Annotated in this window: 41 protein-coding genes and 1 tRNA gene; 31 read left to right on the top strand and 11 right to left on the bottom strand. The window is 71.8% G+C overall.

Annotated features, from left to right (window positions below; translation table 11 throughout):
- The first annotated feature begins 11 nt into the window (after nucleotides 1–11).
- The 3 genes from HD595_RS34080 to HD595_RS34070 are packed head-to-tail and all read left to right on the top strand — an operon-like array spanning nucleotide 12 to nucleotide 2634.
- Nucleotides 12–1250: a hypothetical protein gene (locus tag HD595_RS34080; protein ID WP_253776327.1), complete on the top strand. Its 1239-nt coding sequence runs from the start codon at nucleotides 12–14 to the stop codon at nucleotides 1248–1250.
- Nucleotides 1251–1266: 16 nt separating this feature from the next.
- Nucleotides 1267–1965, top strand: a complete 699-nt coding sequence (locus tag HD595_RS34075; protein ID WP_253776325.1) for a DUF2786 domain-containing protein — start codon at nucleotides 1267–1269, stop codon at nucleotides 1963–1965.
- A 42-nt stretch (nucleotides 1966–2007) separates the two neighbouring features.
- Nucleotides 2008–2634, top strand: a complete 627-nt coding sequence (locus HD595_RS34070) for an HD domain-containing protein (RefSeq protein ID WP_253776323.1) — start codon at nucleotides 2008–2010, stop codon at nucleotides 2632–2634.
- A 61-nt stretch (nucleotides 2635–2695) separates the two neighbouring features.
- Here the strand turns inward: HD595_RS34070 and HD595_RS34065 are convergent, their stop codons facing one another.
- The 5 genes from HD595_RS34065 to HD595_RS34045 form a co-directional block, all read right to left on the bottom strand.
- Nucleotides 2696–3655, bottom strand: a complete 960-nt coding sequence (locus HD595_RS34065) for a LysR family transcriptional regulator (RefSeq protein WP_253776321.1) — start codon at nucleotides 3653–3655, stop codon at nucleotides 2696–2698.
- Between the two features lie 144 nt (nucleotides 3656–3799).
- The gene (locus HD595_RS34060) at nucleotides 3800–3952 is read right to left on the bottom strand and encodes a hypothetical protein (RefSeq protein WP_253776319.1); all 153 of its coding nucleotides are present in this window, start codon (nucleotides 3950–3952) and stop codon (nucleotides 3800–3802) included.
- A gap of 130 nt (nucleotides 3953–4082) precedes the next feature.
- Nucleotides 4083–4970 carry an acyl-CoA desaturase gene (locus tag HD595_RS34055; RefSeq protein ID WP_253776317.1) on the bottom strand — a complete coding sequence of 296 codons (888 nt, stop codon included), beginning with the start codon at nucleotides 4968–4970 and terminating at the stop codon, nucleotides 4083–4085.
- Nucleotides 4971–5160: 190 nt separating this feature from the next.
- Nucleotides 5161–5472 (bottom strand): UBP-type zinc finger domain-containing protein, encoded by a 312-nt coding sequence (locus HD595_RS34050; protein ID WP_253776315.1) that lies wholly within the window; start codon nucleotides 5470–5472, stop codon nucleotides 5161–5163.
- Nucleotides 5473–5591: 119 nt separating this feature from the next.
- A complete protein-coding gene (locus HD595_RS34045; protein ID WP_253776313.1) occupies nucleotides 5592–5888 on the bottom strand; it encodes a hypothetical protein in 297 nt (98 codons plus the stop codon).
- Between the two features lie 271 nt (nucleotides 5889–6159).
- Between HD595_RS34045 and HD595_RS34040 the strand changes: the two genes are divergently transcribed.
- Complete coding sequence (locus tag HD595_RS34040) at nucleotides 6160–6585, top strand: STAS domain-containing protein (RefSeq protein WP_253776311.1); 426 nt, start codon at nucleotides 6160–6162, stop codon at nucleotides 6583–6585.
- A 108-nt stretch (nucleotides 6586–6693) separates the two neighbouring features.
- Here HD595_RS34040 and HD595_RS34035 read toward each other — a convergent pair whose 3' ends face one another.
- Nucleotides 6694–6849 (bottom strand): hypothetical protein, encoded by a 156-nt coding sequence (locus HD595_RS34035; RefSeq protein ID WP_253776309.1) that lies wholly within the window; start codon nucleotides 6847–6849, stop codon nucleotides 6694–6696.
- Between the two features lie 308 nt (nucleotides 6850–7157).
- Here HD595_RS34035 and HD595_RS34030 point away from each other — a divergent pair, with 308 nt between their 5' ends.
- Nucleotides 7158–7670, top strand: coding sequence for a DUF5994 family protein (locus HD595_RS34030; protein WP_253776307.1), 513 nt, complete (start codon nucleotides 7158–7160; stop codon nucleotides 7668–7670).
- 75 nt (nucleotides 7671–7745) lie between these two features.
- Here HD595_RS34030 and HD595_RS34025 read toward each other — a convergent pair whose 3' ends face one another.
- The 5 genes from HD595_RS34025 to HD595_RS34005 all read right to left on the bottom strand — a co-directional run bounded on the left by HD595_RS34025 (nucleotide 7746) and on the right by HD595_RS34005 (nucleotide 11005).
- The gene (locus tag HD595_RS34025; RefSeq protein ID WP_253776305.1) at nucleotides 7746–8024 is read right to left on the bottom strand and encodes a DUF4031 domain-containing protein; all 279 of its coding nucleotides are present in this window, start codon (nucleotides 8022–8024) and stop codon (nucleotides 7746–7748) included.
- Nucleotides 8021–8797 (bottom strand): HAD family hydrolase, encoded by a 777-nt coding sequence (locus HD595_RS34020; RefSeq protein ID WP_253776303.1) that lies wholly within the window; start codon nucleotides 8795–8797, stop codon nucleotides 8021–8023. The genes HD595_RS34025 and HD595_RS34020 overlap by 4 nt, the downstream gene beginning before the upstream one ends.
- Nucleotides 8798–8816: 19 nt before the next feature.
- Nucleotides 8817–9986 (bottom strand): cytochrome P450, encoded by a 1170-nt coding sequence (locus HD595_RS34015; protein ID WP_253776301.1) that lies wholly within the window; start codon nucleotides 9984–9986, stop codon nucleotides 8817–8819.
- Nucleotides 9987–10264: 278 nt separating this feature from the next.
- Nucleotides 10265–10369, bottom strand: a tRNA-Ser gene (locus HD595_RS34010).
- Nucleotides 10370–10492: 123 nt separating this feature from the next.
- Nucleotides 10493–11005, bottom strand: a complete 513-nt coding sequence (locus HD595_RS34005; protein WP_253776292.1) for a hypothetical protein — start codon at nucleotides 11003–11005, stop codon at nucleotides 10493–10495.
- Nucleotides 11006–11172: 167 nt separating this feature from the next.
- Between HD595_RS34005 and HD595_RS34000 the strand changes: the two genes are divergently transcribed.
- The 26 genes from HD595_RS34000 to HD595_RS33875 all read left to right on the top strand — a co-directional run bounded on the left by HD595_RS34000 (nucleotide 11173) and on the right by HD595_RS33875 (nucleotide 25542).
- Complete coding sequence (locus HD595_RS34000; protein WP_253776290.1) at nucleotides 11173–11421, top strand: hypothetical protein; 249 nt, start codon at nucleotides 11173–11175, stop codon at nucleotides 11419–11421.
- Nucleotides 11418–11666, top strand: coding sequence for a helix-turn-helix domain-containing protein (locus HD595_RS33995; protein ID WP_253776288.1), 249 nt, complete (start codon nucleotides 11418–11420; stop codon nucleotides 11664–11666). Before HD595_RS34000 ends, HD595_RS33995 begins: the two co-directional genes overlap by 4 nt.
- Before the next feature lie 74 nt (nucleotides 11667–11740).
- Nucleotides 11741–12571 carry a hypothetical protein gene (locus HD595_RS33990; protein ID WP_253776286.1) on the top strand — a complete coding sequence of 277 codons (831 nt, stop codon included), beginning with the start codon at nucleotides 11741–11743 and terminating at the stop codon, nucleotides 12569–12571.
- Nucleotides 12568–12969 carry a hypothetical protein gene (locus HD595_RS33985; RefSeq protein WP_253776284.1) on the top strand — a complete coding sequence of 134 codons (402 nt, stop codon included), beginning with the start codon at nucleotides 12568–12570 and terminating at the stop codon, nucleotides 12967–12969. The genes HD595_RS33990 and HD595_RS33985 overlap by 4 nt, the downstream gene beginning before the upstream one ends.
- Entirely contained in the window at nucleotides 12969–13169 is a 201-nt protein-coding gene (locus HD595_RS33980) for a hypothetical protein (protein WP_253776282.1), read from the top strand. Before HD595_RS33985 ends, HD595_RS33980 begins: the two co-directional genes overlap by 1 nt.
- Nucleotides 13169–13492: a hypothetical protein gene (locus HD595_RS33975; RefSeq protein ID WP_253776280.1), complete on the top strand. Its 324-nt coding sequence runs from the start codon at nucleotides 13169–13171 to the stop codon at nucleotides 13490–13492. The genes HD595_RS33980 and HD595_RS33975 overlap by 1 nt, the downstream gene beginning before the upstream one ends.
- Nucleotides 13493–13607: 115 nt before the next feature.
- Nucleotides 13608–13805 (top strand): hypothetical protein, encoded by a 198-nt coding sequence (locus HD595_RS33970; RefSeq protein WP_253776278.1) that lies wholly within the window; start codon nucleotides 13608–13610, stop codon nucleotides 13803–13805.
- Nucleotides 13802–14314 (top strand): hypothetical protein, encoded by a 513-nt coding sequence (locus HD595_RS33965; RefSeq protein ID WP_253776277.1) that lies wholly within the window; start codon nucleotides 13802–13804, stop codon nucleotides 14312–14314. Before HD595_RS33970 ends, HD595_RS33965 begins: the two co-directional genes overlap by 4 nt.
- A complete protein-coding gene (locus HD595_RS33960) occupies nucleotides 14311–15267 on the top strand; it encodes a YqaJ viral recombinase family nuclease (RefSeq protein WP_253776275.1) in 957 nt (318 codons plus the stop codon). The genes HD595_RS33965 and HD595_RS33960 overlap by 4 nt, the downstream gene beginning before the upstream one ends.
- The gene (locus tag HD595_RS33955; protein WP_253776265.1) at nucleotides 15264–16196 is read left to right on the top strand and encodes a recombinase RecT; all 933 of its coding nucleotides are present in this window, start codon (nucleotides 15264–15266) and stop codon (nucleotides 16194–16196) included. Before HD595_RS33960 ends, HD595_RS33955 begins: the two co-directional genes overlap by 4 nt.
- Nucleotides 16193–16642, top strand: coding sequence for a hypothetical protein (locus HD595_RS33950; RefSeq protein ID WP_253776263.1), 450 nt, complete (start codon nucleotides 16193–16195; stop codon nucleotides 16640–16642). Before HD595_RS33955 ends, HD595_RS33950 begins: the two co-directional genes overlap by 4 nt.
- Nucleotides 16643–16758: 116 nt before the next feature.
- Nucleotides 16759–16944, top strand: a complete 186-nt coding sequence (locus HD595_RS33945; RefSeq protein WP_253776261.1) for a hypothetical protein — start codon at nucleotides 16759–16761, stop codon at nucleotides 16942–16944.
- Entirely contained in the window at nucleotides 16941–17180 is a 240-nt protein-coding gene (locus tag HD595_RS33940; RefSeq protein WP_253776259.1) for a hypothetical protein, read from the top strand. The genes HD595_RS33945 and HD595_RS33940 overlap by 4 nt, the downstream gene beginning before the upstream one ends.
- Nucleotides 17180–17413 carry a hypothetical protein gene (locus HD595_RS33935; protein ID WP_253776257.1) on the top strand — a complete coding sequence of 78 codons (234 nt, stop codon included), beginning with the start codon at nucleotides 17180–17182 and terminating at the stop codon, nucleotides 17411–17413. The genes HD595_RS33940 and HD595_RS33935 overlap by 1 nt, the downstream gene beginning before the upstream one ends.
- Before the next feature lies 1 nt (nucleotide 17414).
- Complete coding sequence (locus HD595_RS33930) at nucleotides 17415–17723, top strand: hypothetical protein (RefSeq protein WP_253776255.1); 309 nt, start codon at nucleotides 17415–17417, stop codon at nucleotides 17721–17723.
- Nucleotides 17720–18262 (top strand): RuvC family protein, encoded by a 543-nt coding sequence (locus HD595_RS33925; protein ID WP_253776253.1) that lies wholly within the window; start codon nucleotides 17720–17722, stop codon nucleotides 18260–18262. Before HD595_RS33930 ends, HD595_RS33925 begins: the two co-directional genes overlap by 4 nt.
- The gene (locus HD595_RS33920; RefSeq protein ID WP_253776251.1) at nucleotides 18259–18705 is read left to right on the top strand and encodes a helix-turn-helix domain-containing protein; all 447 of its coding nucleotides are present in this window, start codon (nucleotides 18259–18261) and stop codon (nucleotides 18703–18705) included. Before HD595_RS33925 ends, HD595_RS33920 begins: the two co-directional genes overlap by 4 nt.
- Entirely contained in the window at nucleotides 18699–20321 is a 1623-nt protein-coding gene (locus HD595_RS33915; RefSeq protein ID WP_253776249.1) for a DNA cytosine methyltransferase, read from the top strand. The genes HD595_RS33920 and HD595_RS33915 overlap by 7 nt, the downstream gene beginning before the upstream one ends.
- On the top strand, nucleotides 20318–20773 hold the full coding sequence (locus HD595_RS47375) for a WhiB family transcriptional regulator (RefSeq protein ID WP_425566654.1): 456 nt from the start codon (nucleotides 20318–20320) through the stop codon (nucleotides 20771–20773). The genes HD595_RS33915 and HD595_RS47375 overlap by 4 nt, the downstream gene beginning before the upstream one ends.
- Nucleotides 20770–21153, top strand: a complete 384-nt coding sequence (locus HD595_RS33905) for a MazG-like family protein (RefSeq protein ID WP_253776247.1) — start codon at nucleotides 20770–20772, stop codon at nucleotides 21151–21153. The genes HD595_RS47375 and HD595_RS33905 overlap by 4 nt, the downstream gene beginning before the upstream one ends.
- Nucleotides 21150–22235, top strand: coding sequence for a DNA polymerase III subunit beta (gene dnaN / locus HD595_RS33900; RefSeq protein WP_253776245.1), 1086 nt, complete (start codon nucleotides 21150–21152; stop codon nucleotides 22233–22235). The genes HD595_RS33905 and dnaN overlap by 4 nt, the downstream gene beginning before the upstream one ends.
- Nucleotides 22235–23608, top strand: coding sequence for a DEAD/DEAH box helicase (locus HD595_RS33895; protein ID WP_253776243.1), 1374 nt, complete (start codon nucleotides 22235–22237; stop codon nucleotides 23606–23608). The genes dnaN and HD595_RS33895 overlap by 1 nt, the downstream gene beginning before the upstream one ends.
- On the top strand, nucleotides 23596–24573 hold the full coding sequence (locus HD595_RS33890) for a DNA-methyltransferase (protein ID WP_253776241.1): 978 nt from the start codon (nucleotides 23596–23598) through the stop codon (nucleotides 24571–24573). Before HD595_RS33895 ends, HD595_RS33890 begins: the two co-directional genes overlap by 13 nt.
- Nucleotides 24570–24797, top strand: coding sequence for a hypothetical protein (locus tag HD595_RS33885; RefSeq protein WP_253776239.1), 228 nt, complete (start codon nucleotides 24570–24572; stop codon nucleotides 24795–24797). The genes HD595_RS33890 and HD595_RS33885 overlap by 4 nt, the downstream gene beginning before the upstream one ends.
- Nucleotides 24794–25087: a MerR family transcriptional regulator gene (locus HD595_RS33880; protein ID WP_253776237.1), complete on the top strand. Its 294-nt coding sequence runs from the start codon at nucleotides 24794–24796 to the stop codon at nucleotides 25085–25087. Before HD595_RS33885 ends, HD595_RS33880 begins: the two co-directional genes overlap by 4 nt.
- A complete protein-coding gene (locus HD595_RS33875) occupies nucleotides 25084–25542 on the top strand; it encodes an SLOG family protein (protein WP_253776235.1) in 459 nt (152 codons plus the stop codon). The genes HD595_RS33880 and HD595_RS33875 overlap by 4 nt, the downstream gene beginning before the upstream one ends.
- Nucleotide 25543: the final 1 nt, after the last annotated feature.

Raw genomic sequence — 25543 nt, 5'->3', positions numbered from 1 at the left:
GACAGTGACTGATGCCCACATTCGAGGAAATAGCCGCCTTCGTCACGGATAAGCCGGTCGCCACCGCTGTCATCGCGCTCCTGGGCCTGCTCGCCCTGGGCGCCGCCTTCCTCCTGCTCCGGGTCGCCTGGCGGGCTGGAGCGTTCCTCATCGCCCGCTACGTCTCGCCGCGCCCGGTCGAGGACATCCTGACGATCGTCGCCGCGTCCATCGCGACCGGCGTGTCGGCGCAGGGCATGTGGCGCTTCTCCGGTGACGTGCTCGGCCTGGACGGCCCGCTGCGGCTGCTGTTGTTCGCGTTCATCGAGGTGGCCATCATCACCTCGGCCGTGCGCGCCCGCCGCAACATGCGCGAGAACTTCTCCGCCGGCATCGACGGCATCGCCGTGTGGGCGCTGACCTGCCTGACGGCCGTGCTGTCCAGCATGGACGCGCGCAGCCTGCCCGAGGCGGTCTTCCGGCTCGCCGCGCCGCTCGTCGCCGCCTGGCTGTGGGAGCGCGGCATGGCCATCGAACGGCACCGCATCCGCGGCACCGGCCGCATCAACTGGCGGCTCACGCCCGAGCGGCTGCTGGTGCGCGTCGGCCTGGCCGAGGTGAGCGACCGCACCGCGAGCGAGGTCGACGCCCATCGCCGGCTCACCCGCGTCGCGCTGGCCGCCAAGAAGGCCAAGGCGCTGCGCGAGGCCGGCGCGTCCGACCGCAAGATGCGCGCCGCGCTGGCCCGCCTCGACAAGGCCATGGACCAGGCCGTCGAGCACACCGGCCTGGCCGTGGACCCGGCCCGCCAGGAGGCGCTGCTCGCCCAGATCGCGGCCCTGTACAACACCACCGCGCTCATCGACGCCGACCCGCGCGTGCCGTGGGAGCCGCACGCCGACCACCACCCCGTGCCGGCCCGCCCCGCCCTCCCGGCCGCGCTGGCCGAGCTGGTGGAGGACGAGGACGAGGACGTCACCGTGCTCGACACCACCCCGCAGGTGGTCGACACCGCCCAGCGGGCCGCGCTCATGCGGGCCGCCCGCGACTACTGGGACCGGCAGATCGCCAAGGGCATCGTGCCGCGCACCGTGGACATCGCCCAGGAGATCGGCATCTCGCTGGTCACCGCGCGCCAGTATCGTGCCCTGTGGAAGCTGGAGCCGGAGGCGCACGCCCTCATCGAGGCTCTGTACCAGCAGCACGGCATCGTCGACACAGGGGCCTTCCCGGCCCTCGGCGCCGACGGGCGGGTGCTGACCAAGTCCTGAGGGCGCGGGAGGCCGGGTGAGGGAGCGCACGCTCGAACGGGTCAGGAAGCTCCTGGCCAAGGCCGAACGCACCGACAACGAGCACGAGCGCGCCACGTTCATGGCGGCGGCCTCGGCGCTCATGGCCAAGTACGGCATCGACGCCCTCGACCCCGGCGAGCAGCGCCAGGCCCCCGGCGACCGGATCGTCACGCTGCCGGCCCCGTGGGCGCGGGAGAAGGCCCGCCTCGTGGGGCTGGTGGCGCAGGCCGTGCGCTGCCGGCCGCTGCTCATCGGGCGCGGTGACGGCGGGCACCGCGTGCACATCTTCGGCTTCGCCGCCGACCTGGAACGCGCCGACGTGCTCGCGACGTCGCTGCTGCTGCAGATGGCCTCCGGGCTCGCGCGCACCCGCCCGCCGGCCGAGGCGGCCGCCGCCCGCGCGTACCGGCGCTCGTGGCTGCTGGGCTTCGCCGACGAGGTGTACCGGCTGCTGCGCGAGGCCGAGCGGCGCGCCGAGGCCGAGCACGTCGCCCCGTCCGGGAGCACCGCGCTGGTGCTGGCCGACCGGCGGGCCGAGGTGGAGCGGGCGGTGGCGGCGCGCTATCCGCGGATCCGGGTGACGGTGCCGCGGATGAGCGGCACCGGTTATCACGACGGGGCCGCCGCGGGCCGCCGCGCCGACCTCGGCCGCAGCCGCGTGCCCGACGCCTCCTCCGCCGAGCTGGCCCGCTGAGCGCACCCGGCGGCGCGCGGCGCGGGGCCTAGGGTGAGGCGCATGGAGAACGGCTGGACGGACCTGGTGGGCGACTCCCCCGCGGCGCTGGCGACCGGGGCGGAGCTGGTGGCGCGCTGGAGCGAGCCGCACCGCCGCTACCACACGCTCGGCCACCTGGCCGCCGTGCTGGCCGCCGCCGACGAGCTGGCGGGGGCCGCGGCCGACCCCGCCGCCGTGCGTCTGGCCGCGTGGTTCCACGACGCCGTCTACGACGGACGGCCCGGCTGGGACGAGGAGCGCAGCGCCCAGCTCGCCCAGGCCCGCCTGCCCCGGTGCGGGGTGCCGCCCGCGCGGGTCGCCGAGGTGGCCCGGCTGGTCCGGCTGACGGCCGCCCACGACCGGGTCGCGCCGGGCGACGCGAACGGGGAGGTGCTGTCGGACGCCGACCTGGCCGTGCTGGGGTCACCTCGCCGGGAGGATTACGACTCCTACGCGGCCCGGATCCGGCAGGAGTACGCGCACGTGCCCGACGAGCCGTTCCGCGCGGGCCGGGCGGCCGTGCTGGAGCGGCTGCTGGCGGCGCCGCGGCTGTACCGGACGCGGGCGGCGTACGAGCTGTGGGAGGAGCGGGCCCGCGCGAACCTGCGCGCCGAGCTGGCGGCCCTCAGGGCGGGCGAGAGGCCATGACGACCCGCCGACCGTCCGTCACCGGGACGCGCGGGCCCGGGGCCTCCCGGTCCTTCCGGCCTCAGGCGATCTCGTCGTCCCGGAGCAGACGCTCGGGGACGTCCGCGAACGATCTCGGCTCCGCGGGACGCAGCCAGCCGAGCCGTTGGGCGAGCTGTCTGGCGCTGTCGATGACGGCGGCGAGGTGGGGCGAGGGGTTCGCGTCGTGCCACAGCAGTGACCAGCGGAAGTGCGTGACGGGGTCGGTCAGGGGCCGCCAGGTGGTCCCCGGCCGGTTGGAGGTGCGGAAGGAGGAGGGGACGCAGTGCACGCAGCGGTGCTGGAGCACGAGGTCGGCGGCGGCGCGGGTGCTCTGCACCGTCCCCTCGTAGAGGGTGGGCGCGAACCCGGCCGAGCGGCACAGCTCGCTGACGAACCGGTTGAGCTCCGGGGTCTGCTCCTCCTCGCCGAGCAGCAGCAGCTCATCGGCGAGGGCGGCTACGGGCACGGCGTCCATGCCGGCGAAGCGGTGGTCGCAGGGCACCAGCACACCGAGCGGGTCGAGCCTGATCAGCCTGGACGCCACCTCGGCCAGGGTCGGGGAGTCAGGTCCAATGCCGATGTCCAGGCGACCGTCGGAAAGCTGCCGATACTGCTCGGGAGAGCTCGCTTCGACCTGGTGGATGGTGATCTCCGGATGGCTGCGCTGCAGTTCGCGCAGAATCTGTGGCATCGTGTCGTAGCCCGCGTCGATGATGCCGACGCGGAGCACGGCTGCCGACGCGGCGGCGTTGCGCGCGACCTGCGTGGCCCGGCTGACGTGGTCGAGGATCTGGCGCGCCTCGGCGAGGAAGGCCGCGCCCGCCGGGGTCAGGTCGACGTGGTGGGTGCTGCGATCCAGCAGCCGCACCCCCAGCTCGCGTTCGAGCCGCTGCACCTGCTGGCTCAACGCGGACTGCACGATGTGCTCGCGGGCCGCGGCCCGCCCGAAGTGCAGTTCCTCAGCCAGCGTCACGAAATAGCGCAGCTGACGTAGCTCCATGCCCGCCCCTCCCTCGACCGGGCGGCGCCGCTCCGGACCGTCTTCCACCACTCTAGGCGCGCGACTTGGGTTCCGAGGGGGGCGGTACCGCTCGCCGGGGTGCGGCTCGCGGCCCGGGCCCACGGACGGCCCGCCGGAGAGGGCTCAGCTCTTGGCGGCGTCCTCGCTCTTCCCGCCGGCCTGTCGCGGATCGCCGGCGACCTGACCGGTCCGGCCGGCGCCGGAGCGGCCGAAGAGCCGCCTGGCCCAGCCTTTGAAGGCCTTGACCTTGTTGCCGATTTCCCAGCTCAGAGTCATCGCGCTTTCCCTCCACCACTCGGCTCTCGCCGCGATCAGGCGGCTTGGAACCTCAGTGTGTCCCCCGGCCCGGGCGGGGGAAATGAGCAACGGTGGTGCCGGTCATCACCGGAACCGATGAGCGTCCGCCTCAGGACGGGGCGCGGGCCTGCTGGAGGTCGTCGGCACGGCGGCGCTGGATGCGGTGGGGATCGGGCCAGCGCACGTCGGTGGCACAGCCCAGCCGTTCGAACAGGCGGATCAGCCCGGCGGACGGGTCGATCTGGCCGCGCTCCAGGCCGTGGCGCGCACAGGTCGGTTCGCTGTGATGACCGTTGTGCCAGCTTTCGCCGAAGGAGAGCAGGGCCAGGGGCCACAGGTTGGTCGAGCGATCGTGGCGACGGGTCCTGAACGGCCTGCTGCCGATGACGTGGCACAGGGAGTTGACGCTCCACGTGACATGCTGCAGCAGCGCGACGCGGACCAGCCCCGCCCACAGGAAGGCGGTGAGCCCTCCGTACAAGGAGCCCGAGATCGCCCAGCCGGCCAGGAACGGCAGCGTCAGCGACAGCGCGCACAACGCGGGGAAGGCACGCGCCACCCGGACCATGGCCGGGTCGGCCAGCAGGTCCGGGGCGTAACGCTCGGCCGAGGTCGCATCGTCGACGAACATCCAGCCCAGATGGGCGTGGGCAAGCCCCCGAAGCTGCCCGCGCAGGCTGGTGCCGTACCGGTAGGGAGAGTGCGGATCGCCTGGCCGGTCGGTGAAGGCATGATGGCGGCGATGCACCGCCACCCAGTCGATGACGTTGCCCTGGAAGCTCATCGACCCGGACAAGCCCAGCGCCACCCGCAGCCATGGCCGGGCGGTGAACGAGCCGTGCGTGATCAGCCGGTGGAACCCGACCGTCACCCCCAGCCCGGTCACCGCGTAGAAGCCCGCCGACAGCAGCAGGTCGACGAGCGCGATTCCCCGCCCCCATGCCAGGAAGATCGCGACACCGAGCGCGACGAACGGCAGCACGACGATCGCCGTCATCAACGCCACCTGGCCCCGACCGGCCGGGGCGTGTTCTCCAGCGCCCGGGAACGGTGATGCCCCGTCGTAGTTCTGCCGGGCCTCACTCACCCTTGCGTTGTTCCGCCGGGCTTCCCCTGGCTTTTCGTTGTCCTGCCGGGGTTCGCCCGGCTTTTCGGCAACAGTCACGACATCTCTCGTCTCGCTTCGCTTACACGGTCCGCCGGTGCACGTAGCACCAACGCCAGGCCGAGCGCGGCTCCAGGGCCGCGGCGACCGGGTGGTCGGTCTCCTGGTAATGGGCGCGGGCGTGGCCGCCGTGCGATTTGTCGGAACAGGCCACCCACCCGCAGGTCAGGCACATCAGCAGCCGCGTCCAGGGCCGCCCCAGGGCCAGACATTGCACGCATTCGCGTTTCCCGGGTTCCACGGCCGGGAGCAGGTCGATGTGATCGCAGCGCGGCTCCTGGCCGTTCTGGCCGGCGCGCGCGGCGACGTTCGTCCCCTCTGCGTCCAGGGCCATGACGACCCCCTCACGGTGACGGCGACGCAAGCTGCGCCGACCGGTCACCACCAGTCAATGCGATGCCGTGAGCAGCGGAAACCTCCGATCCCAGCAAGCCTCATCACCAGCCGTGATGGTCAGGACATAGGAGCGCGTTCGCCGGCACGGCCGCTCGGCCCCCTCTTGACGAGCGCCCGGTCGGCCTCGACAGCGAGCATCCGCGCGGCGGCGGCCACCTCGGCGAGCCGGCCCGGCGTCATCGCCTCCAGACGGGCGGCGAGTCGGCGCAGGTCGCCGTGCCAGGCCATGCTCATCGCGTCCTGAAGGGCGAGAGCGCACGAGGCCGCGCCGACCGCCTTCAGGACGTCGGCCAGCGCCTGGTCCACGTCATCGTCCGGATCATGCGGTCGTGGGGGGAAGGGGTTCGCCATCATGCACCTTGCCGTCCTTCCGACGCGCGTATGTCCTCTGCCTGCCCGCCGCGGCCTGGGTATCAGCACGGCGGCCCGCCGTCAGCGGCAGAGCCGGCGATCACGGGTGGTGATGAGCCTGGTGGAGATTGCTCCTTCCCGCCTCGTCGAGCCCGCCGGATGATCGGGGCAGCACACCTGGCTGCTCCGCTCGCGCCGGGCCCCTCCCGAGGGGGTCGCGCCTGACGCGAATCCCCCCGCGGCTCCGTGTTCCTTATCGCTCATAGGAGCCGACATGAACGTCACGGACACAGGCGACACCGCCGAGCCCGCCGCAGCCCTGGTCCTCGCCTGCAGGGGCGTCACGATGGCCGAACAGGTCCTGCGCATCACCCCGTTGACCGATCCACCGGGACTGCGGCTCGAGGGTGAACTCGACCGCGCCACGCTTCCCGTCCTGACCCGGGCGCTGGCCGCGATGGCCGGTCGTGGCAGCTTCTGCGTCGATCTGCGTGGCCTGACGTTCATCGACGTCGGCGGGCTGCGCGCCTTGGTCACTGTCGCCGCGGGACTGTCCGACGGGCACGTTGTGACGATGCGGGCTCCCTCCCCGCAGGTGCGACGGCTGCTCGTACTCACCGGCTGGCACCGACTCACCGGCTGGCACGAGGCCGCCGAGCTCCCGCAGGCGCCGGCTCCGCAGGCATCGGGTCCCGCCTGAGGCGCGACTTCGTCGGCGCGATTCCCCCTGACGAAGACGTGCCCCCTGATCGGGGACCGCCATTGTTGCGCCATGCCCATTACCCGGCTCCGGCGATATGCCCGCCGACTAAGTGCCGGCAACCGGGTGGTCGCCGCCTTTGCCGTCGACGACGACCATGCCCTCCGATTCCAGCTGCTGGTTTCCGGTCGCGCGGCCGAAATACACCATGATCCAGCCCTTGATGACCCGCGCCTTGGCTCTGATCTTCCGTGTCGGGCTCACAGCGGGCTCCCTTCGCGCTTCCACCTGGAGGAACTGTGATCCGCCGGGGCGGCAGGCACTCTGCCCGCGTCGCGTTCCGCGGCCGTCGCACGGCCTGACTCCGATGGTCCTCCTCCGATCCGACATCAGAAAGAAGCAATTGCCATCCCGGTTATCATCACCATCGATAACAAAAACAAATAAACCAAGCAGAAATCAGGTAGACTGCAAATACCGAGGATATTTCGCGCGTTGGCACACAGGTCGGCGTCACCCGCGGCGATAGACCATTGTCGGCCCTTTCAAGGGCCTGAGCAGGCCAGGCAACGATGATGACAGCAATCCTCTCCCCACAGCCGGGCGCCGCGACCGCCGACGTCCCCACCGCCCATCCCGAGCTCAGGCTCAGGCTGAATCCCGCCCTCGACCGGAAGGGCACCGTCGACGGGGCATGGTGGCCCCGCACCCGCGACGCCGCCGCCGAGCTCCCCGCCCTCATCGCCGCCGTCGGCGAGCGTTCCGGCAGGAACGTCCTGCGGGTCGGAGTGCATCGGGACGCGTGGGACCACATTCCGCACCGCATCCCGACCCCCGGCCGCCAGGTCAGGGTGGGCTGGTTCCGCAGCGCAGACCCGAGCCTGGTCACCCTGAGCCTCGCCGGCACCGAGCCTGTCACCTTGCTGGTCGTCCCGCCCGGCACCGCGGAGGAGACCGCCACGGCCGCCCTCACGCTCGCCGCCGCAGGCACGGTCGGCGTCAGTCCCGGCGACATCCTCCATCCCGCCGCTCCGGAGGGGGGCTCGGGAGGCCCGGAAGGCCACGCGGATCGAGACAGCTCTTGAGCGCGTAGGCGTCGCCGGAAAAACCGGGAACACGCGGCGGCTCGGCCGCGCCCGCCCGCGGCCGGCCCTCCGTGTTCACCCGGGCACAGGGCCGTGGCGCTTGCGGCGGCGCAGGCCTGCGGCGACGAGGCGGCGCAGCAGCTCCCGCGAGCCGACCGCCTCGGCTCCCAGCTCCACGGCCCGCGCGTGGACCGTCTCCGGGACGTCGTAGTGGTCGCGGTCGAACGCCCGCGCCGGCACCCCCAGCAGTGCGGCGAAGGCGTGCAGCTCCTCCAGGGAGTGATCGCTGACCAGGTGGGACCACAGCAGGCCGCGCGGGCCCGGCCAGTTCGGGGGGTCTATGAGCACGGTCACGTGCCCCAGGGTAGGACCCTCCCGCGTACGGTGAGCTCGCCGAGGTCGGCCACGACCACGTCCGCGCCGTGCTCGCGCAGCTCCTCGCCCCGCTCGCCGGCCCGCTCGTCGCCGAGCTCGGGCCGGCCGACCGCGACGACGAGCCCGAAGCCGGCCTTGCGGGCCGCCTCGACGCCCGGCAGCGCCGCCCCCACCACGGCGGCGCGCGACGGCGTCACGGCGAGCCGGCGGGCGGCTTCAAGGAACAGCGCGGGATCGGGCAGGCCGGGCAGGTTCAGCAGGGCCGCGTCGTCGCCGTCGACGTGCGCGTCGAACAGGTGGGTGACGGCGGCCGACGTGATCAGCTTGCGGCCGTGCATGCTGGCCGAGACGGCCGCGGTGCGCGCCCCCCGGTGGCGCAGCTCGTGCAGCAGCGCCACGGTGGACGGGAACGCGGCGACGCCGTACTTGTCCACCTGGTCGAGGAACAGCCGGTCCTTGGCCCGGCCGAGCCCGTGGACGGTCGGCGCGCCCGGCTCGTCGTCGGGCGAGCCCTCCGGCAGCTCCAGGCCGCGCGAGGCCAGGAACGTGCGGATGCCGTCCAGGCGGGGCCGGCCGTCGACGTGGCGCAGGTAGTCGTCCCGGATGTCGAAGGGGGCCGAGCGGCCGCGCAGGAAGGCGTCGAAGACGTGCTTCCAGGCGGCCGCGTGGCCCCGCGCGGTGTCGGTGACCACGCCGTCGGTGTCGAACACGACGACGCTCACCGTGGTCAGGTCGATCGCGGGCTCGTTCACACTTGTGAACGTAACCCCATTACCAGGCGACCGGTAGCTTCTCCACGCCGTGGACGATGGACAGCGCCCGGAACGGCACCTCTCCGGCCACGCGCAGGCCGGGGAAGCGGCGCAGCAGCGCGGGGAACGCGATGCGCATCTCCATCTGGGCCAGCGGCGCGCCGATGCAGCGGTGGATGCCGTGGCCGAAGGCCAGGTGCGAGCCCGCGGTCTCGCGGTGCGGCTTGACCTGGTCCATGTCGTCGCCGAGGTTCGGGTCGCGGTTGGCGGCGCTCAGCGAGCACAGCACCATCTCGCCCTTCTTGACGGTGTGGCCATGCAGCTCCAGGTCCTCGCGGGCGAAGCGGGGGAAGGCGACCTGCACGACGGTCATGTAGCGCAGCAGCTCCTCGACCACCTCGTTGACGTGGCCGTCGACCTCGCGCACCTTGGCCGCCTGCTCGGGGTTCTCCAGCAGCCACAGGGTGCCGAGCGAGAGCATGCTGGTGCTGGTGTCATGACCGCCGGTCAGCAGGCCGTCGGCCATGCTGGCGAGCGTGCGGTCGTCGAGCTCGTCGCCGTGCTCACGAAGGAGCTGGCCGAGCAGGCCCTCGCCGGGGGCGAGCCGCTCGCGGGCGACGAGGTCCGTGAGGTACGTCATCGCGTCGTTGACGGCCTGCAGGGACGCCTCGGGCCCGGCGGTGAGGTCGAAGCGGTTGGTGCTGATCCGCAGGAAGTCGGCCCGCTCCTCGTACGGCACGCCGAGCAGCTCGCACACCACGAGCGACGGGATCGGCAGGGCGAAGGACTCGACCAGGTCGGCCGGCGGGCCGGCGGCCTCCATCTTGTCGAGGTACTCCTCGACCAGGGCCTCGATGCGGGGCTCCATCCGGCGCAGGCGGCGCACGGTGAACTCCGGGGTGAGGTAGCGGCGCAGCCGGGTGTGCTCGGGCGGGTCGCGGAAGCCGAGGCCGCCCGGGTCCTCCTGGTTGGAGCCGAGCCCGATCACGTTGCCGAAGTCGTTGCTGAAGCGCTCGTGGTCCCCCAGCACGGATCGCACGTCGTGGTAGCGGGTGACCAGGTACACGGTCTGGCCGCCGGGGATCTCCATGGGATAGACGGGATGATCGGCACGGATGCTGGCGAGCTCCGCTACCGGGTCGAAACCCTCCCTCATGAACTGGACGAGGGGGAACTCTGAATCTGACATCGAATCCATCCTGTACGGGAGTTATCACGCATCTAGGGAGGAACCCGGAACGATGGTCCCATCTGCGGGGTGTGGGTTCGGCCGCGGCCCATGCCAGGGGTGCGGGATGGGACGGCTCGCTCCATTCTGTGCCACCGGATGCCGCGGCGCGATGACGGTCTTCCGGGGCTCCAGCCGTCGCCCTGGCCGTCGTCCTGGAGGAGGCCGGCGGGCTCGGAACCCGGGGGCCGACATGAGAGAAGGGGCCCCGGACATCTCCGGAGCCCCTTCGTCTGCGGTGGGCGATACTGGGATCGAACCAGTGACCTCTTCGGTGTGAACGAAGACAGTAACCCCAGGTGAGAACTCTGCAGATGCGTCTCTACCTGCGAAAACTGTCGCCCCGTGTCGGCTGGTGTCGGCTGGTGTCGACACCTCTTGACGCACGGCTGACGCACGCAGACGGTCTCGAGGATGCAGATTACAGAGAGCAACGTCTCGGCGGGCGGCCAGGACCCCCACCGCCATCAGGAGGGCCGGCGGAACTGTCGGACGTCGGCGTTCGGCCGCTTGTCCTCTTCCTCCTCCATCCGGATCGCGCTCTGCATGGCCACGATCATCGAGCGGCGGACGAACTCCGACAACTCTTCCATCTCCCACACCTGACGCTCGTACGGGTCGCTGTACGGGTTGGTGTCCGGCGCAGGCTCGGGATGAGACGCCTCTTCCAGTTCCTCCGGAGGGCGGACCGGCAACTCGTCACGCTCGACCTGCCCAGCGAGCACCAGCATCTCGCCGACGTTGAAGCCGAGCGCCCGGCCGATCCGTCGTAGGACGTCGATCTCGACACCTTGGCCCTTGTTGACGACCCGGTTGATGATCGAGACGTGCACGTCCGCTTCGCGCGCAAATTGCGACTGCCCGCCCTTGGCGAGGTCGTAGCCGCGTCGCGTCAGCTCCTGGCGCAGCCAAGCGCCTAGCTGACCTGCCATTTTGCCCACGAGCAATGATGATAGCGCGCTGATCACTTCGTACAACATGGCCGCTGAGGGCACCGAAGCCTGACTGTCCAGGTTTACCCATGTGAAAGCCCTGATTTGTAGCGCAAAGAATCTTGACTTCCCTATTGCTTCTCTGAACAGAGAAGACTAGATTCCAGGCACAGCTTCTCTCCAAAGCAAAGTTCGAGCTTCAACTAGGAGGTGCCATGGCGCACAACGTCAAGCTGCGCCGCGACGAATTCGCAGACCAGGCCGCCGCGCTCGGCCTCGACTCGCAGAGCGCCCAGGCCCGCGCCATCGGAGTCCACGTCTCCATCCACAACCGCGTCATCACCGGCAAGACCAAGGACCTGTCGGGCCCTTACGTGATCGGGATCCTCCGGCTGCTCGGCGACGACACCGTACGCGAGCAGATCGCAGCCCTCTTCGACGTGGACGAGCAGGTCGCGTCGTGAAGCGCGCCAAGACCAAGACCGCCGACACGCAGTTCCAGCTCCCCTTGCTGCTGACCATCCCCCAGGTATGCGAACAGCTCGGCCTCGACAGCAGGGACGCAGTCTACGACCGCATTCGCGACGGACTCCTCGAGGCCGTGGACGTGGCCGGAGAGGGCAGCACCCGCACCCTCCTGCGCGTCCCGGCCGCCGCGCTCCTGGCGTACGTCGCCAACCTGCCCCGAGTGCACAACCCCACCCCGTAAAAGCCGCGAGGCCCGACCGCTGTCACCGGCCGAGCCCCGCCGATCACATCCCTACTCGAGCGAAGGACAGATCGTTGACCGCCATTATCGCAGACCAGCCCGCCACCATCGAGCTGGCGCCCGCCGACATCCTCGACGCCACCGACGCCATCCAGCGGCTCGGCGGCAAGTGGATCACCTACCTGACCGCCCGCGATCGGCAGGCGCTGACCATGCTCACCTACCTGGTGGAGCTGCCCCCGTACCTCCGCAACACGCTCTCGAAGTTCGTCACCGGTGAGGCGCACGGGCTGCCGAGCCTCGCCACCCGGCTGATCCAGCAGCATCTGCCGGCCGTCTCGGACCAGGACCGGCGGGAGTGGCGGTCAACCCGCCAGGCCGCGCGCGGCAACCTCGACGCGGCCGGGCTCGGCGCGCCGTCGCAGGGCAACCCGGTGGAGCGGGCGCTGCGCATCATCGCCGCACGCGCCGCCCGCCACCACGACGACGCCGTCGGCGCCGCGCTGCGCTGGGCGATGCAGACGCTGGCCGCCGAGATGGCGCACGGCGCCCCGTCGCCGATCCCCGACGAGACCCAGCACGCCGCCCACCAGCACGTCGCGGAGCTCGTCGACCAGGCCCGTACCGACGACGCGTCGGAGCGCATCACCGCCACGCTCGCCGCGTACGTGGACGAGCACAGCTGCGACGCCGGCGGCGGCCACCAGCGCACCATGCTCCTCGCCGCCCAGATCGCCCGCCTGTGCTACGTCACTCCGGACCAGGCGATCGACCTGGCCAAGCACGACCCCTACGACGACCGCGTCAAGGCCGCCAGCCAGGCCCGCGACGAGGCCCTCGCCCGGGCCCGCCACGCCCGCGAGAACGCCGACTACGACGAGACCCCCGTGGCGGTGACCCTGTGACCACCTACCGCCTCGACCCGGCCGGCCCGCACAGCGACGAGTACACCCGGCACGCCGCCGACGCCTTCACCGAGGCGGTCCACGTCCTCAACCACGCCACCCGTAGCCCCGAGGGCGTCACCGACCCGGCCACCATCCACGCCGTCCTCGGCGACCTGGCCGACGGCATCGCCCGGCTCGACCAGCTCCTGCTCCAGCTCACCGAGCGCCTCACCCGCCTGGCCGAGTCGGGCCGGGTCGGCCACGACAGCGGCGACCCCGCGAAGGCCGCCCACGCGGTGGCCAACGCGACAGGGGCGATCGACTACGCCCGAAGGGTGATGGCCGCTCCCGGCGGAAACCTCGCGGCGGCCCACAACGTCACCGCCAGCCTCTACCTGGACGGGGGCGACCTGTGATGCCGAAGATCCGCGACCTGCGCGACGGCGACGTCGTCACCAACCCCGACTGGGCCGACGGGCGGCCGGTCCGCGTCACGAAGCTCGGCGCCAGCGGCGTCCGCTACCAGGACGTGACCGCGCACGGCCGCGCCCGCCAGGTGGACGTGAACCCCGACACCGAGGTCACTGTCAAGGCCCGCCGGTGGGGTGGTCGCTGATGCCAACCATCGTCCACGCCGGGAATCTCTCCCGCGTGCTCGAACTCCTCGAGGGGGACGAGCACCTGCTGCACCCGGACGGCGACCTGTTCGGCACCACCCGTCAGGACGTGGGGGACGGCGTCATCCGCTACCTGGGCAACTTCTGGGAGCTGTCGTACGCCTTCCTCATCGAGACCGACCAGCCCGAGGTGATCGCCCGGCTGGACCAGGCGATCGAGAAGCAGCGCGCCCGCAAGGCGTACGCCCAGGCCGTCGCCGACAACCGCGCCCACCACGCTTCGTGGGGCTATCACTTCCCGGCCGACGGCGGGGGCGCGTGATGGCCAAGCCAAAGCCGTCCCTGCCGTGGCTGCCGCCCGGCACCCCCTCCACCCGGATCTGCCCCAACGGCCACATCAACCCGGCCACCAACACCTCGTGCTGGAAGGGCTGCCGATGAGCACCTTCACCCCCTTCAACGGGCTGCCGTCCGAGGACGAGATCAGCGAATACCTCGCCAGCCTCGGCGACCCACACCAGCACCCGTACGACGCCTTCCCCGCCCAGGCCCGGCCCCGGCCGACCTGGCGGGGCGGGCCCCGCCTCTCCCGCGCCGACGAGCGCGCCTACCGCGACGAACAGGACGACCAGTGAACATCCCCAAGTGCGGCGAGAAGGCCAACATCACCATCAAGGGCGTCCGCATCGTCAACCACCCGTCGTCCGTCTTCGTGAGGATCGCCGACGAGCACGGCGACGTCTACGCCATGCCGCCCCAGGCCGCCATCACCCACGCCAGCGGCCAGGAGCCGACCGACGCCGACCTCCAGGAGCGCGTCGCCGCCGCGCTCGCCGCCCTCGACGGCATGGAGGCGGAGGGCTACATCCAGCCGTACGTCGCCGCCACCGTGCGCAAGAAGCTCGGCATCCCACCGCGTCACTGGCCGCCGCAGCCGGGCGACGTGTGGGACGACGGCCTCCCGTCCGGGTTCTTCTCCCCGCTGTGGTTCGCCCAGGTCATCCACGAGGCCAAGTGCTCCCACCTGGTGATGGTGCCGATGGAACGCGGGTCGGAGAACACCGACGTCAAGACGCCCGAGGAACTCTTGGTGTCCACCTCCGAGCTCACGCTGGTCCACCGCCACAAGGACGGCGGCCGATGAGCGACAACCGCCTGTACACGCCCACTGGCCGCTACCTCGGCCGATGGGAGCACGACACCCCCGAATGGCATGCCGCCCGGGCGCAGCGCATCGGCGGATCCCGCATCGCCGCCATCCTCGGCCTGTCCCCGTGGGCCAGCCCCCACTCCACGTGGTGCGAGATGGCTGGCCTCGTCGACGCCGCGCCGGCCACCCCACAGCAGGACCGCGGCCACTACCTCGAACCCGCGATCGCCGCCTGGTTCGCCGACCAGCACCCCGACTGGCACGTGTTCACCACCGGCACGTGGGTGCACCAGGACCGCGGCCAGCACCTCGCCAACCCTGACCGGCTCATCCGCTACAACCCCATCCCCAACGCCGTCGGCTGGTTCGACATCGCCGTCTCCGCCCTCCTGGAGATCAAAACCGACGCCGACGGCACCGGGTGGGGCGAGCCCGGCACCGACGAGATCCCGCTCTACTACCGCACCCAGGTGCAGTGGTACATGGACGTGCTCGGCCTGCAGCGGGCACACATCGCCGTCCTGTCCGACCGGCTCACCTTCGCCGAATACGTCGTCGACTACGACCCCGCGGACGCCGCCCTACTGCGGCAGGCGGCCGACGACTTCCTCGACTCGCTGCTCTGGCGGGAGATGCCCGACCTCGACGGCCACCCCGCCACCTACGAGACCCTCCGCAAACTCCACCCCGACATCGACGACACCCACATCGACCTCGACGACGACACCGCGATCGAGTACCTGACCGCACTCGCCGAGACGAAGACCGCCGAGGCGCGCGTCACCGCCGCCAAGAGCCGCCTTGCCGCCGCCATGGGCACCGCGCGCAGGGCCCGCTGGCGGGGCCAGACGATCGCCACCCGCCAGGCCAAGAACGGCGGCACCCCCTACCTGGTGGCCGGCCGCAAACTCCCCGACCCGACCACACTGACAGGAGCCGTTGCATGACCCTCGCCACCCTGCCTGTAGAGCGCGCCGACTCGCTGCCCGAGCGGATGGAGTACAGCCGGGCGCTCGCCGTGTCGAACCTGCTGCCCAAGCAGTACCAGGGCAAGCCGGAGAACGTCCTGTACGCGATCGAGTTCGGGCGCAGCCTCGGCATCGAGCCGATCGCCGCCATCAACGGCGTCCACATCATCGAAGGCCGCCCGTCCGCGTCGTCCGGCCTCATCAGCGCGCTGGTGCGGCGGGCCGGGCACCGGCTGCGCGTCTGGGTCGAGCGCGACGAGAACGGCAAGCTCATCGCGGCCGTGGCCACCATCGTCCGCAAGGACGACCCGGACTTCGAGTTCCGCTCCACCTGGACCATGGCGCGCGCCCAGGCGGCCGGCCTGGCGGGCAAGAACGTCTGGCAGAACTACCCCGAGGCGATGCTCAAGGCGCGCGCCATCAGCGAGGTCGCCCGGGAGGCGTGCGAGGAGGAGCTGTCCGGCGTCGGCTACACGCCGGAGGAGCTCGGCGCGGAGGTGAACGCCGACGGGTCCGTGGTCGTCACGACCGCGGTGGCACGTGAGAACCGGCCGGGCCAGACGATCCGGGCCGCGGTCGCCCCCGCCGAGCAGCCGCCCACGGACAGTGCGGCGCCGGACACGGCTGAGTCTTCGACGGACACCGGGGAGCGCATGGTCACTTCCGCCCAGCTCAAGAAGATGGGCACCGCCATGCGAGAGGCCGGGCTGACCGATCGAGACGCGGCTCTCGCGTTCGTCAACGAGGTGCTCCAGCGGCCTGCTGAGCAGCAGGTGACCTCGCGCAACGAGCTCACTCTCGACGAGGCGTCGCGTGTCATCGACGCGCTGGAGCGCGAGGCCGCTCGGGACTCCGACGACACGGTCGACGCCGAAGTGGTCGACGACGAGCAGGCGGTCGAAGCATGAGCGCCCGGCAGACGACCACCACGGCGACGCTCGGCCAGCCGAAGGCCGGCGACATCACCGGCGCCGGCCGGGACCTGCGGGTGCCGATCGACTTCGGCGGCGGCGAATCCATCATCGTCACCGACCCGGCCTGGGCCCGGCAGCTCGCCAACGCAGCTCTCGCCGCGGCCAACGTGCTGGAGAGCGTGCTCGGCATCGACCTGCTCGCCTTCGAGCCGGAACCCGCTGAGCCGCCCGTCCGGCCGGTCACCGCGCCGCTCCAGGGCGAGGACGGCACCCGAGTCACCATCCAGCGGGCGTGCAACGGCTGCGGCGACTACATCGGCGACGCCACCCCCGGCGAGCTCGCCGCCGCCCAGGCCGGCCAGCCGCTGCCGGACGTGCGCCGCGAGTGCGTCCGCTGCCGCGGCGAGCTGGTGCCTGAGCGGCAGATGGCCGCCTCCTGACCCACGCCATCCATGCGGCGGGCGCGTCTCGCCCGCCGCACCCTGGCCGCCCTCTCCCGAGCGGCCCACCTCAGGCCGTACAGGCCCATTCATCGACCTCACCGAAGGCCACACCGATGAAGCTCATCCTCGCCATCGCCGCAGCCGCCGCCCCGGGCGCGCTCGTCGGCGCGCTCTACATGCTGATCGCCGACCCCGGCAACACCGCCGCCGACGCCGTTCTCACGGCCGGCTTCGCCGCGGCCACGGCCGGCACCTGGCTGGCCATCTTCCGCGAGTCGCGGGCGGGGGGTGCGCGGTGACTCCGCACACGCTGTGCATCCTCGCCGTCGTCGCCGCGGCCGGCGCCGCCGCGATCGGCCACTTCCACAACCCGAACCGGCGCGCCCGGCAGCGGCAGCAGCGGGACGCCGCCGCGCGCCGCCGGCACGACCGCATCCAGATGGCCGGGCGGCTCGCCATCCACGACCCCGAGGCCCTGTTCCTGCGGCTCCTCGCCGACCACCCCGAGCTCAGCACCATCCGCAAGGGGGCGTGATGCACGACCTCACCCACGAGCAGACGCTGCGCGCCGCCCTCCACGCCGAGGTCGACGACCTCGACCCGTGCGACTGCCTCCCGCACATCCTGGCCGCCGCACGCCGACACGCCCCCTGGCTTCTCGCCCTCCTCGCCGGCATCGGCATCGCGCTCATCGCCACCGGCATCCTCCTCGCCACGCAGCACGGCGAGCCCACCCACACACCCGCGATCCGCCTGCTGGAGGCGTGACATGACCCAGCACCTCACGACGTCCGGGGCCCCCGCCATCGGGGGTGGGGCCCCGGCCACCCCGCTCCCGGCCGGCGCACTCCTCCCCGCGCCGGCCGGGCTCGACCCCTACACCCGCGCCTGGACCTACTGGGCCGCCGCCGTCATCACCACCTTCACCGCGCTCGAGGCCGCCGCCCTGGTGCGCGCCCCGGGCCGGGGCACCCTCTCCGCGCAGCTCCGCCGCCGCCGCGCCCTGTCCACGGCCGGGATCGTCCTGTTCGGCGCGTGGGCCACGGTCCACATCGGATGGCAGGGGCGCGAATCATGAGCCCCCGCGTCTACGGCCTCGACGTCTCGCTCACCGGCACAGGCATCGCCTCCAGCAGCGGCTGGTGCGACACCACCGGCGAGACCGGCATCACCAACATGCCCCTCCACGAGCGCGAGCCCGCCATCACCCGCCTCGCCGACCGCATCACCGACTTCATCGGCCCCGACGTCAATCTCGTCGTCATCGAAGCCCCCGCCTACAGCCGACACGGCGGCGGCGCCCACGAACGGGCCGGCCTGTGGTGGCGCATCGTCCACCGCCTCCACGGCTGGGAGATCCCAGTGGTCGAGGTGCTGCCCAACCTGCGCAGCATCTACGCCACCGGCAAGCACAATGCCCGCAAGACCGAAGTCGTCGACGCGGTCGCCCGACGGTGGCCGAGCTGGCAGACCCGAGGCGACGACAACGCCGCCGACGCCGTGGTCCTCATGGCCCTCGGCCTCCACCACCTCGGCGCCCCGTTGTGTGACATGCCGGCCAAGAACCGGACCGCCCTCGACCGCGTCGCCTGGCCGGAGATGGCGGTGGCCCTGTGATCACCACCCTCGCGCTGCCCCTCCACCAGCAGCTCCGCCACCTCCGCCAAGACCGCGACCTCGAACAGCAGCAGCTCGCACCCGCCGCCGGCGTCTCCGACAGCGCCCTCCGACGGTGGGAACTCGGCCAGGTCAGCCCGTACATCCGGCACGCCGCCGCCGTCGCCCGGGCACTCCACCACGAGATCGTCATCACCCGGCACGGCGTCGTCATCGCCGCCCTCGCCGAGACACTGGCCGATCTGGCCGGGTTCCGGCACCGGCAGCACGTCACCCGCGCCGACTTGGCCGCCCTCCTCTACATCAGCCCAGCGAGCGTCGGCATCACCGAACGCAAGGCTGCCGCCGGCCAGCAGCTCACGGTGGCGACGTTGGAGCGGTACTTCGACGCGCTCGGCTACGAACTCGGCCTCGCCTCACTCAAGGAGGTACCCACGTGCTGACCCTCATGGACTGGTTCTGCGGAGCCGGCGGCTCCTCGCAGGGCGCTCACGCCGTGCCCGGCGTCGAGGTCACCCGCGCCGCGAACCACTGGAAGCGCGCGATCGAGTCCCACGCCACCAACTTCCCCACTGTCGACCACTACCTCGGCGACATCCGCGAGGCGCCCGTCGAGCGGTGGCCCGTCTGCGACATCTTCTGGGCCTCCCCCGAATGCCCGCAGTGGTCCAACGCCCGCGGCAAGCGGCGCGACTTCGCCACCTCCATGCAGGACTCCCTGTTCGGCGAGGAGCGCGACGAGGAGGCCGAGCGGTCCCGCGCGCTCATGGAAGAGGTCCCGATGTACCTGCGGGGCGTCCAGCAGCGCGGCGGGCTTGTCCTGGCAGGCGTCGTCGAGAACGTCGTGGATGTTCGGGCCTGGGATCAGTGGGACCGCTGGCTCGGCGAGATCCGGGCGCTGGGCTACAAGGTTCGGGTCATCGCGATGAACAGCATGCACGCGCCCGCCTCACGCACGCCACGTGCGCCGCAGTCCCGCGACCGGATGTATGTCGCCTACTGGCACCGTTCGCTCGGCCGCGACCCGGACTGGGACAAGTGGCTGCGGCCCGCCGCCTACTGCCCGGCCTGCGACGAGTGGGTGTCGGCCATCCAGGTGTTCAAGCAGCAGGGCGCCGACATGGGCCGCTACCGACAGCAGTACGTCTTCCGGTGCCCCCGGTCCACGTGCCGCAACGCCGTGGTGGAGCCGGCCGCGCTGCCCGCCGCGTACGCGATCGACTGGACGATCCCCGGCCAGCGGATCGGCGACCGAGCCAAGCCGCTGGCCGACAAGACCGTCGCCCGGATCCGGGCCGGGCTGGAGAAGTACGCCCGCCCCATCATGGTCCCAGCCGGCGGGACGTGGCGAGACGACGCGGTCCCGGTCACCCAGCCGATGCCCACCAGGACGACCCGCGAGAACGACGGCATCGCCATCCCGCCGCTCCTCGTCCCGGTCGAGGGCCGCGAGGGCAAGGAGGCCACCCCCGCCACCGCGCCGCTCCGCACCCAGACCGCGCGCAACGAAACCGGCCTGGCGTGGCTGCCCTTCGTCGCTGAGCTCCGCGGTGGCGGCAGCGACGCCCGATCGGTCGACGAGGCGCTCGCCACCGTGACCGCGTCCGGCAACCACCACGGGCTCGTCACACCGCCCGGGTTCGTGATGCGCAACAACACCCCCAGGGGCGACGCCAGCCAGATGTGCACGCCCTTCGACGAGCCCATGCGCACGCTCACCACGGCCGGCCACCAGTCCGTCGTCACGCTCCTCGCCCCGTACTACGGCAACGGCTACGCCCGCCCGGCCAGCGAGCCGATCGGCACGCTGTCGACCCGCGACCGGTACGCCATCGCCCAGGGGCTCGCCGACATCGACCTCGACGACGTGCTCTTCCGGATGCTGGAGCCGCACGAGATCGGCCGCGCCATGGCCTTCGGCCAGGACTACGTCGTGCTCGGCAACAAGCGGGAGAAGGTCCGCCAGTACGGCAACGCCGTCACCCCGCCCGTCGCCGAAATCATCGTGTCCGCGCTGGTCGAGGCCATCACGGGCGAGCCGCTGGAGCGTGCTTCATGAGCGACTCCTTCACCGTCACCTGCCTCGACTGCCGCAAGCAGCGCCGCCACAACAGCCGTGGTCTGTGCAGACCCTGCTGGCGCCGCCACAGCAAGAACGGCACCCTCAACCGGTTCCCGCCCGTACGCGGCAACACCGACTGGCAGAGCACCCACCGCTTCGCCCCCATCCCCTCGCCCAACCCCACGGCGGCCATCGAGGGCAGCGGCCCGGGCCACCTGCGCGGCGCCGCCTGCCGGGGACACAACCCTGAGCTGTTCTTCCCGATCGGCAACGCCGGGCCCGCCCTCACCCAGGTCGAGCAGGCCAAGCGGATCTGCCGTGGCTGCCCCGCCCTGGAAGGGTGCGCCGCCTGGGTGGCCGCCAACCCGCAGGACGACGGCATCTGGGCCGCCACCACCCCCGCCGAACGCCGCGCCCTCACGGGCGCCAGCGAAAGGACCGCAGCATGACCACCACCGCCACCGAGCACGGCCTGTGGCAGCACATCACAGCCGCCCTCGCCTGGGTCGACGCCGCCAACGGCCGCAGCGACCACGAGACGACGCTGCGGCTCCTCAAGCTCGTCGAGGAGGCCGGCGAAGTCGCCGCCGCCTACATCGGCACCGTCGGCCAGAACCCGCGCAAGGGCGTCACCCACACCCGCGACGACGTCGCCGACGAACTGTGCGACGTCGCCCTCACCGCCCTGGTCGCGCTGGCCACCATCACCGGCGACGCCGACACCGCCCGGGCCGCGCTCGACGCCCACCTGGCCAAGCAGGCGCCCCGCTTCGCCACCCAGCCCGACACCCAGCTCACCCTCTTCACCACCGCGGAGCCCGCAGCATGAAACTCACCATCGACCCCAAGCCGTTCGCCGACACCGTCGCATGGGCCGCCCGCGCCATCCCCAACCGGCCCAACATCCCCGTCCTGTCCGGCCTCCTCATCGCCGCCCACGACGACCAGCTCGACGTCTCCGCGTTCGACTACGACATCAGCGTCCGCGGCACCATCCCCGCCGACGTCGCCGAGCCCGGCCTCACACTCCTGCCCGGCCGCGTCCTCGCCGAGGTCGCCAAGGCCCTGCCCGACCGCGCCATGCTCAACCTCGCCGTCACCGGCACCGAGGCCGTCCTCACCTGCGGACGAGCCGAATTCGCCCTGCCCACCCTCCCGGTCGAGGACTACCCCACCCTGCCCGAGCTGCCCGACACCATCGGCAGCATCGACGCAGAGCAGTTCTCCGCCGCCGTCGCCCAAGTCGCCACCGCCGCCGGCCGCGACGACACCCTGCCCATGCTCACCGGCGTCCGCGTCGACGCCGACGGCGACCGGCTCACCCTGGCCGCCACCGACCGATACCGGATCGCCGTCCGCGACATCACCTGGACGCCCAGCGGCGCGCCGTTCGGCCAGCTGATCCGCGCCCGGCAACTCCAGGACATCGCCAAGGGGCTCAGCCACGGCGACGCGCAGATCGGCATCGGCGACGGGCTCGCCAGCTTCACCAACGCCGGGCGCAGCACCACCGTCCGGCTGCTCGACGACCAGTTCATCGACTACCGCGCCCGCACCAGCATGGACACCGCCATCACGGCCACCGTGGACGCCACCGCCCTCGCTGCCGCGATTAAGCGCGTCGCCCTCGTCGCCGACCGCAAGGCTCCCGCCATCCACCTCGCGTGGGACCGGGAACAGGTACTCGTCCGCGCCGGCGACGCCACCACCGGCCGCGGCACCGACACCGTCGAATGCAAGCTCAACGGCGACCCCATCGAGATCGCCTTCCAGGCCCAATACCTCCTGGACGCCCTCGGCGCGATCGACGGCCCGGCCACCATCGGCATGACCGGTCCGGCCCGACCCGCCCAGTTCCGATCCGAGGACGGCACGTACAAGTGCCTCGTCATGAGCCTCCGGGTCAGCTGATGGCCACCACCTACGCCGGCTTCCTCGCGCGCCGGGCCCAGCTCGGCGGCGAGCACGGCTTCGCGGCCGACGCGCTGCCCGGCTTCCTGTTCCCGTTCCAGGCCGACCTCGTGGACTGGGCCACCCGCAAGGGACGCGCGGCCGTCTTCGCCGACTGCGGCCTCGGCAAAACCCCGATGCAGCTCGTGTGGGCGAACCAGGTCCACCAGCACACCGGGCGGCCGGTGCTCGTCGTAACCCCGCTCGCGGTCGCCTACCAGACCGAGACCGAGGCGGCGAAGTTCGGGATCGAGGCGGCCGTCTCCCGGAACGGTCGCCCGGCCGCCGCCATCACCATCACCAACTACGACCGGCTGCACCACTTCGACCGCGACGAATACGCCGGCGTGGTCTGCGACGAGTCATCCGCCATCAAAGCGTTCGACGGGGCCCGGCGCGCGCTGGTCACCGACTTCCTGCGCAAGATGCCCTACCGGCTGCTCGCCACCGCCACGGCCGCGCCGAACGACTACATCGAACTCGGCACCTCGAGCGAGGCCCTCGGCGAGCTCGGCTACATGGACATGCTCGGCCGGTTCTTCGTCAACGACCAGCGCAACGCCTCCACCGGCCGCGGCTACCTCGGCCAGGCCGCCAAGTGGAGGTTCAAGGGCCACGCCGAGCGGCCCTTCTGGCAGTGGGTCGCCTCGTGGGCGCGCGCCCTGCGCCGCCCGTCCGACTACGGCCACATCGACGACGGGTTCGCCCTGCCCGAGCTGGTGCACCGCCAGCACATCGTCCAGGCCCGCCGCCCAGCCGACGGCGTGCTGTTCGACGTGCCCGCCGCCAGCCTGCAGGAGGAGCGCGAAGAGGCCCGCCGCACCGTGACCGAGCGGTGCGAAGCGGCGGCCGCACTCCTCGACGGGCCCGAGCACGGCATCGCCTGGTGCCAGCTCAACGACGAAGGCGACCTGCTCACCCACCTCATCCCCGGCGCCGTGCAGGTGAAGGGCTCCGACCCAGTCGAGGCCAAGGAGGAGGCGCTCGCCGCGTTCTCCCGCGGCGACATCCGGGTCCTCGTCACCAAGCCGACCATCGCCGGCTGGGGGCTGAACTGGCAGCACTGCCACCGCATGACGTTCTTCCCCAGCCACTCCTACGAGCAGTACTACCAGGCCGTCCGCCGCTGCTGGCGCTACGGCCAGACCCGGCCGGTGACCGTCGACATCGTCACCACCGAAGGCGGCTCCCGGGCCCTGGCCAACCTCGAACGCAAGGCACGGCAGGCCGACGCCATGTTCGACGCCCTCGTCGCCCACATGCGCGACGCCGCCGCGATCCGCCGCATCACCGACTACCCGACACCCGTGGAGGTGCCCGCGTGGGCGTCATAGAGCAGACGATCAGCGACCAGTACGCCCTCTACCTGGGCGACTGCATGGAAGTCATGCCCGCCCTGCCCGACGGCAGCATCCACCTGTCCATCTACAGCCCGCCCTTCGCCGGGCTCTACCAGTACTCCTCCAGCGAGCGCGACCTGTCCAACTGCCGCACCTACGACGAGTTCCTGGAGCACTACGAGTACGTCGTCCGCGAGATCGCCCGGCTCACCATGCCCGGCCGGATCACGGCCGTGCACTGCATGGACATCCCCAAGTCCAACACCGGCCGCGGCGACTGCCTGCTCGACTTCCCCGGCGACATCATCCGCCTGCACGAGAAGGCCGGCTTCGGCTACGCCGCCCGCTACCACGTGTGGAAGGAGCCCCTGACCGTCCGCAACCGGACGCTGATGAAGTCGCTCGCCCACCGCACCATCGTGGACGACTCCTCCCGCTGCGGCGTCGCCTCCGCCGACTACCTCCTGATCTTCCGTCGCCACGGCGACAACCCGGTTCCCATCGCCCACCCCACCGGCCTGACCGAGTACGCCGGCGAACGCCGTCCGCCCGCCGAGCTGCTGCGCTATCGCGGCTGGGAGGGCAAGCAGACCGAGAACCGCTACAGCCACTGGATCTGGCGGCAGTACGCCAGCGCCTTCTGGGACGACGTCCGCCTCGACCGGGTGCTGCCGTACCGGGAGGCGCGCGATGAGGAGGACGAGAAGCACGTCCACCCGCTGCAGCTCGACGTCATCGACCGGTGCCTCGTGCTGTGGTCCAACCCCGGCGAGCGAGTGCTCACCCCGTTCATGGGCGTCGGCTCCGAGGTGTACAGCGCGGTCCGGGCCGGCCGGTACGGCATCGGCATCGAGCTCAAGCCCTCCTACTACCGGCAGGCCGTCAAGAACATGGCCGCCGCCGAGCAGGAGAGCGCCCCCGCCCCAGCGCTGTTCGACGCCGACGAGCTGGTGCCATGAGCACGCCGTGCAAGCGCTGGGACGCCGCCGCAGGCAAGCACTGCGGCGGCACCCCCACCCGCTTCTACATCTGCGGGCCCCGCTGTAAGTCCTGCACGCCGGCCGCACTCGCAGGAAAGCCCGAGCCCGGCCAGGGCGCGCACTGCGCCCCAAACCGGCTGTACTGCCCGCCCACCAGCCGGTGCGCCACCTGCACCGCCCAGCACGGGCAGGAGGCGGGATGACGCTCACCCTCCAGGAGGTGCTCGACCGCGGACTCACCCCGCGCACCCTCAACTACTGGATCGACCGCGGCCTACTCCGCCCCTCCACGTGGGGGCACGGCATCCGCCGTGACTGGCCCCAGACCGAGCTTCAGGTGGCCGACCTGATGCGCCGGCTCGTCGCCGCCGGACTCACCGCCGACGTCGCCGCCCTCGTCGCACGGGCCCACCTTGGCGGACGGCCGCTCATCAAACTCGCCCCCGGCATCGTCATCGCCATCGACACCGACCTCCTGCAGGAGACGACGTGACCTATCGCATCCTCATCACCGGCAGCCGCACCTGGACGGACTGGGAGACCGTGTGGCGCGCCCTGGACGACACCATCGGCGCGCAGGTCAAGAACGGGGAGACCGAGTTCGTCGTCGTCCACGGCCACTGCCCACGCGGCGCCGACGCCATCGCCGACTCCTACTGCGAAGACCAGGCCGGATGGCGCGACAACGCGGGCCAGGTCCTCGCAGTCGAACAGCACCCGGCCGACTGGACCGCCCCCTGCGGCCAACACTGCCGCACCGCCCACCGCCGGCGCCGCGGCGACGGCACGAGCTACTGCCCCACCGCGGGCCTCACCCGCAACCAGCAAATGGTCGACCTTGGCGCCGACATCTGCCTCGCCTTCATCCGCGACGACTCCCGCGGCGCCACCGACTGCGCCCGCCGAGCGGCCCGCGCCGGCATAGAAGTCCGACGGTGGACGGCGTGAC

It is taken from the genome of Nonomuraea roseoviolacea subsp. carminata, assembly GCF_024172185.1.
In the GTDB taxonomy this organism is placed as follows: domain Bacteria; phylum Actinomycetota; class Actinomycetes; order Streptosporangiales; family Streptosporangiaceae; genus Nonomuraea; species Nonomuraea roseoviolacea.
The sequence above is the reverse complement of the archived record's forward strand: the minus strand, read 5'-3'. Positions and strand labels throughout refer to the sequence as shown.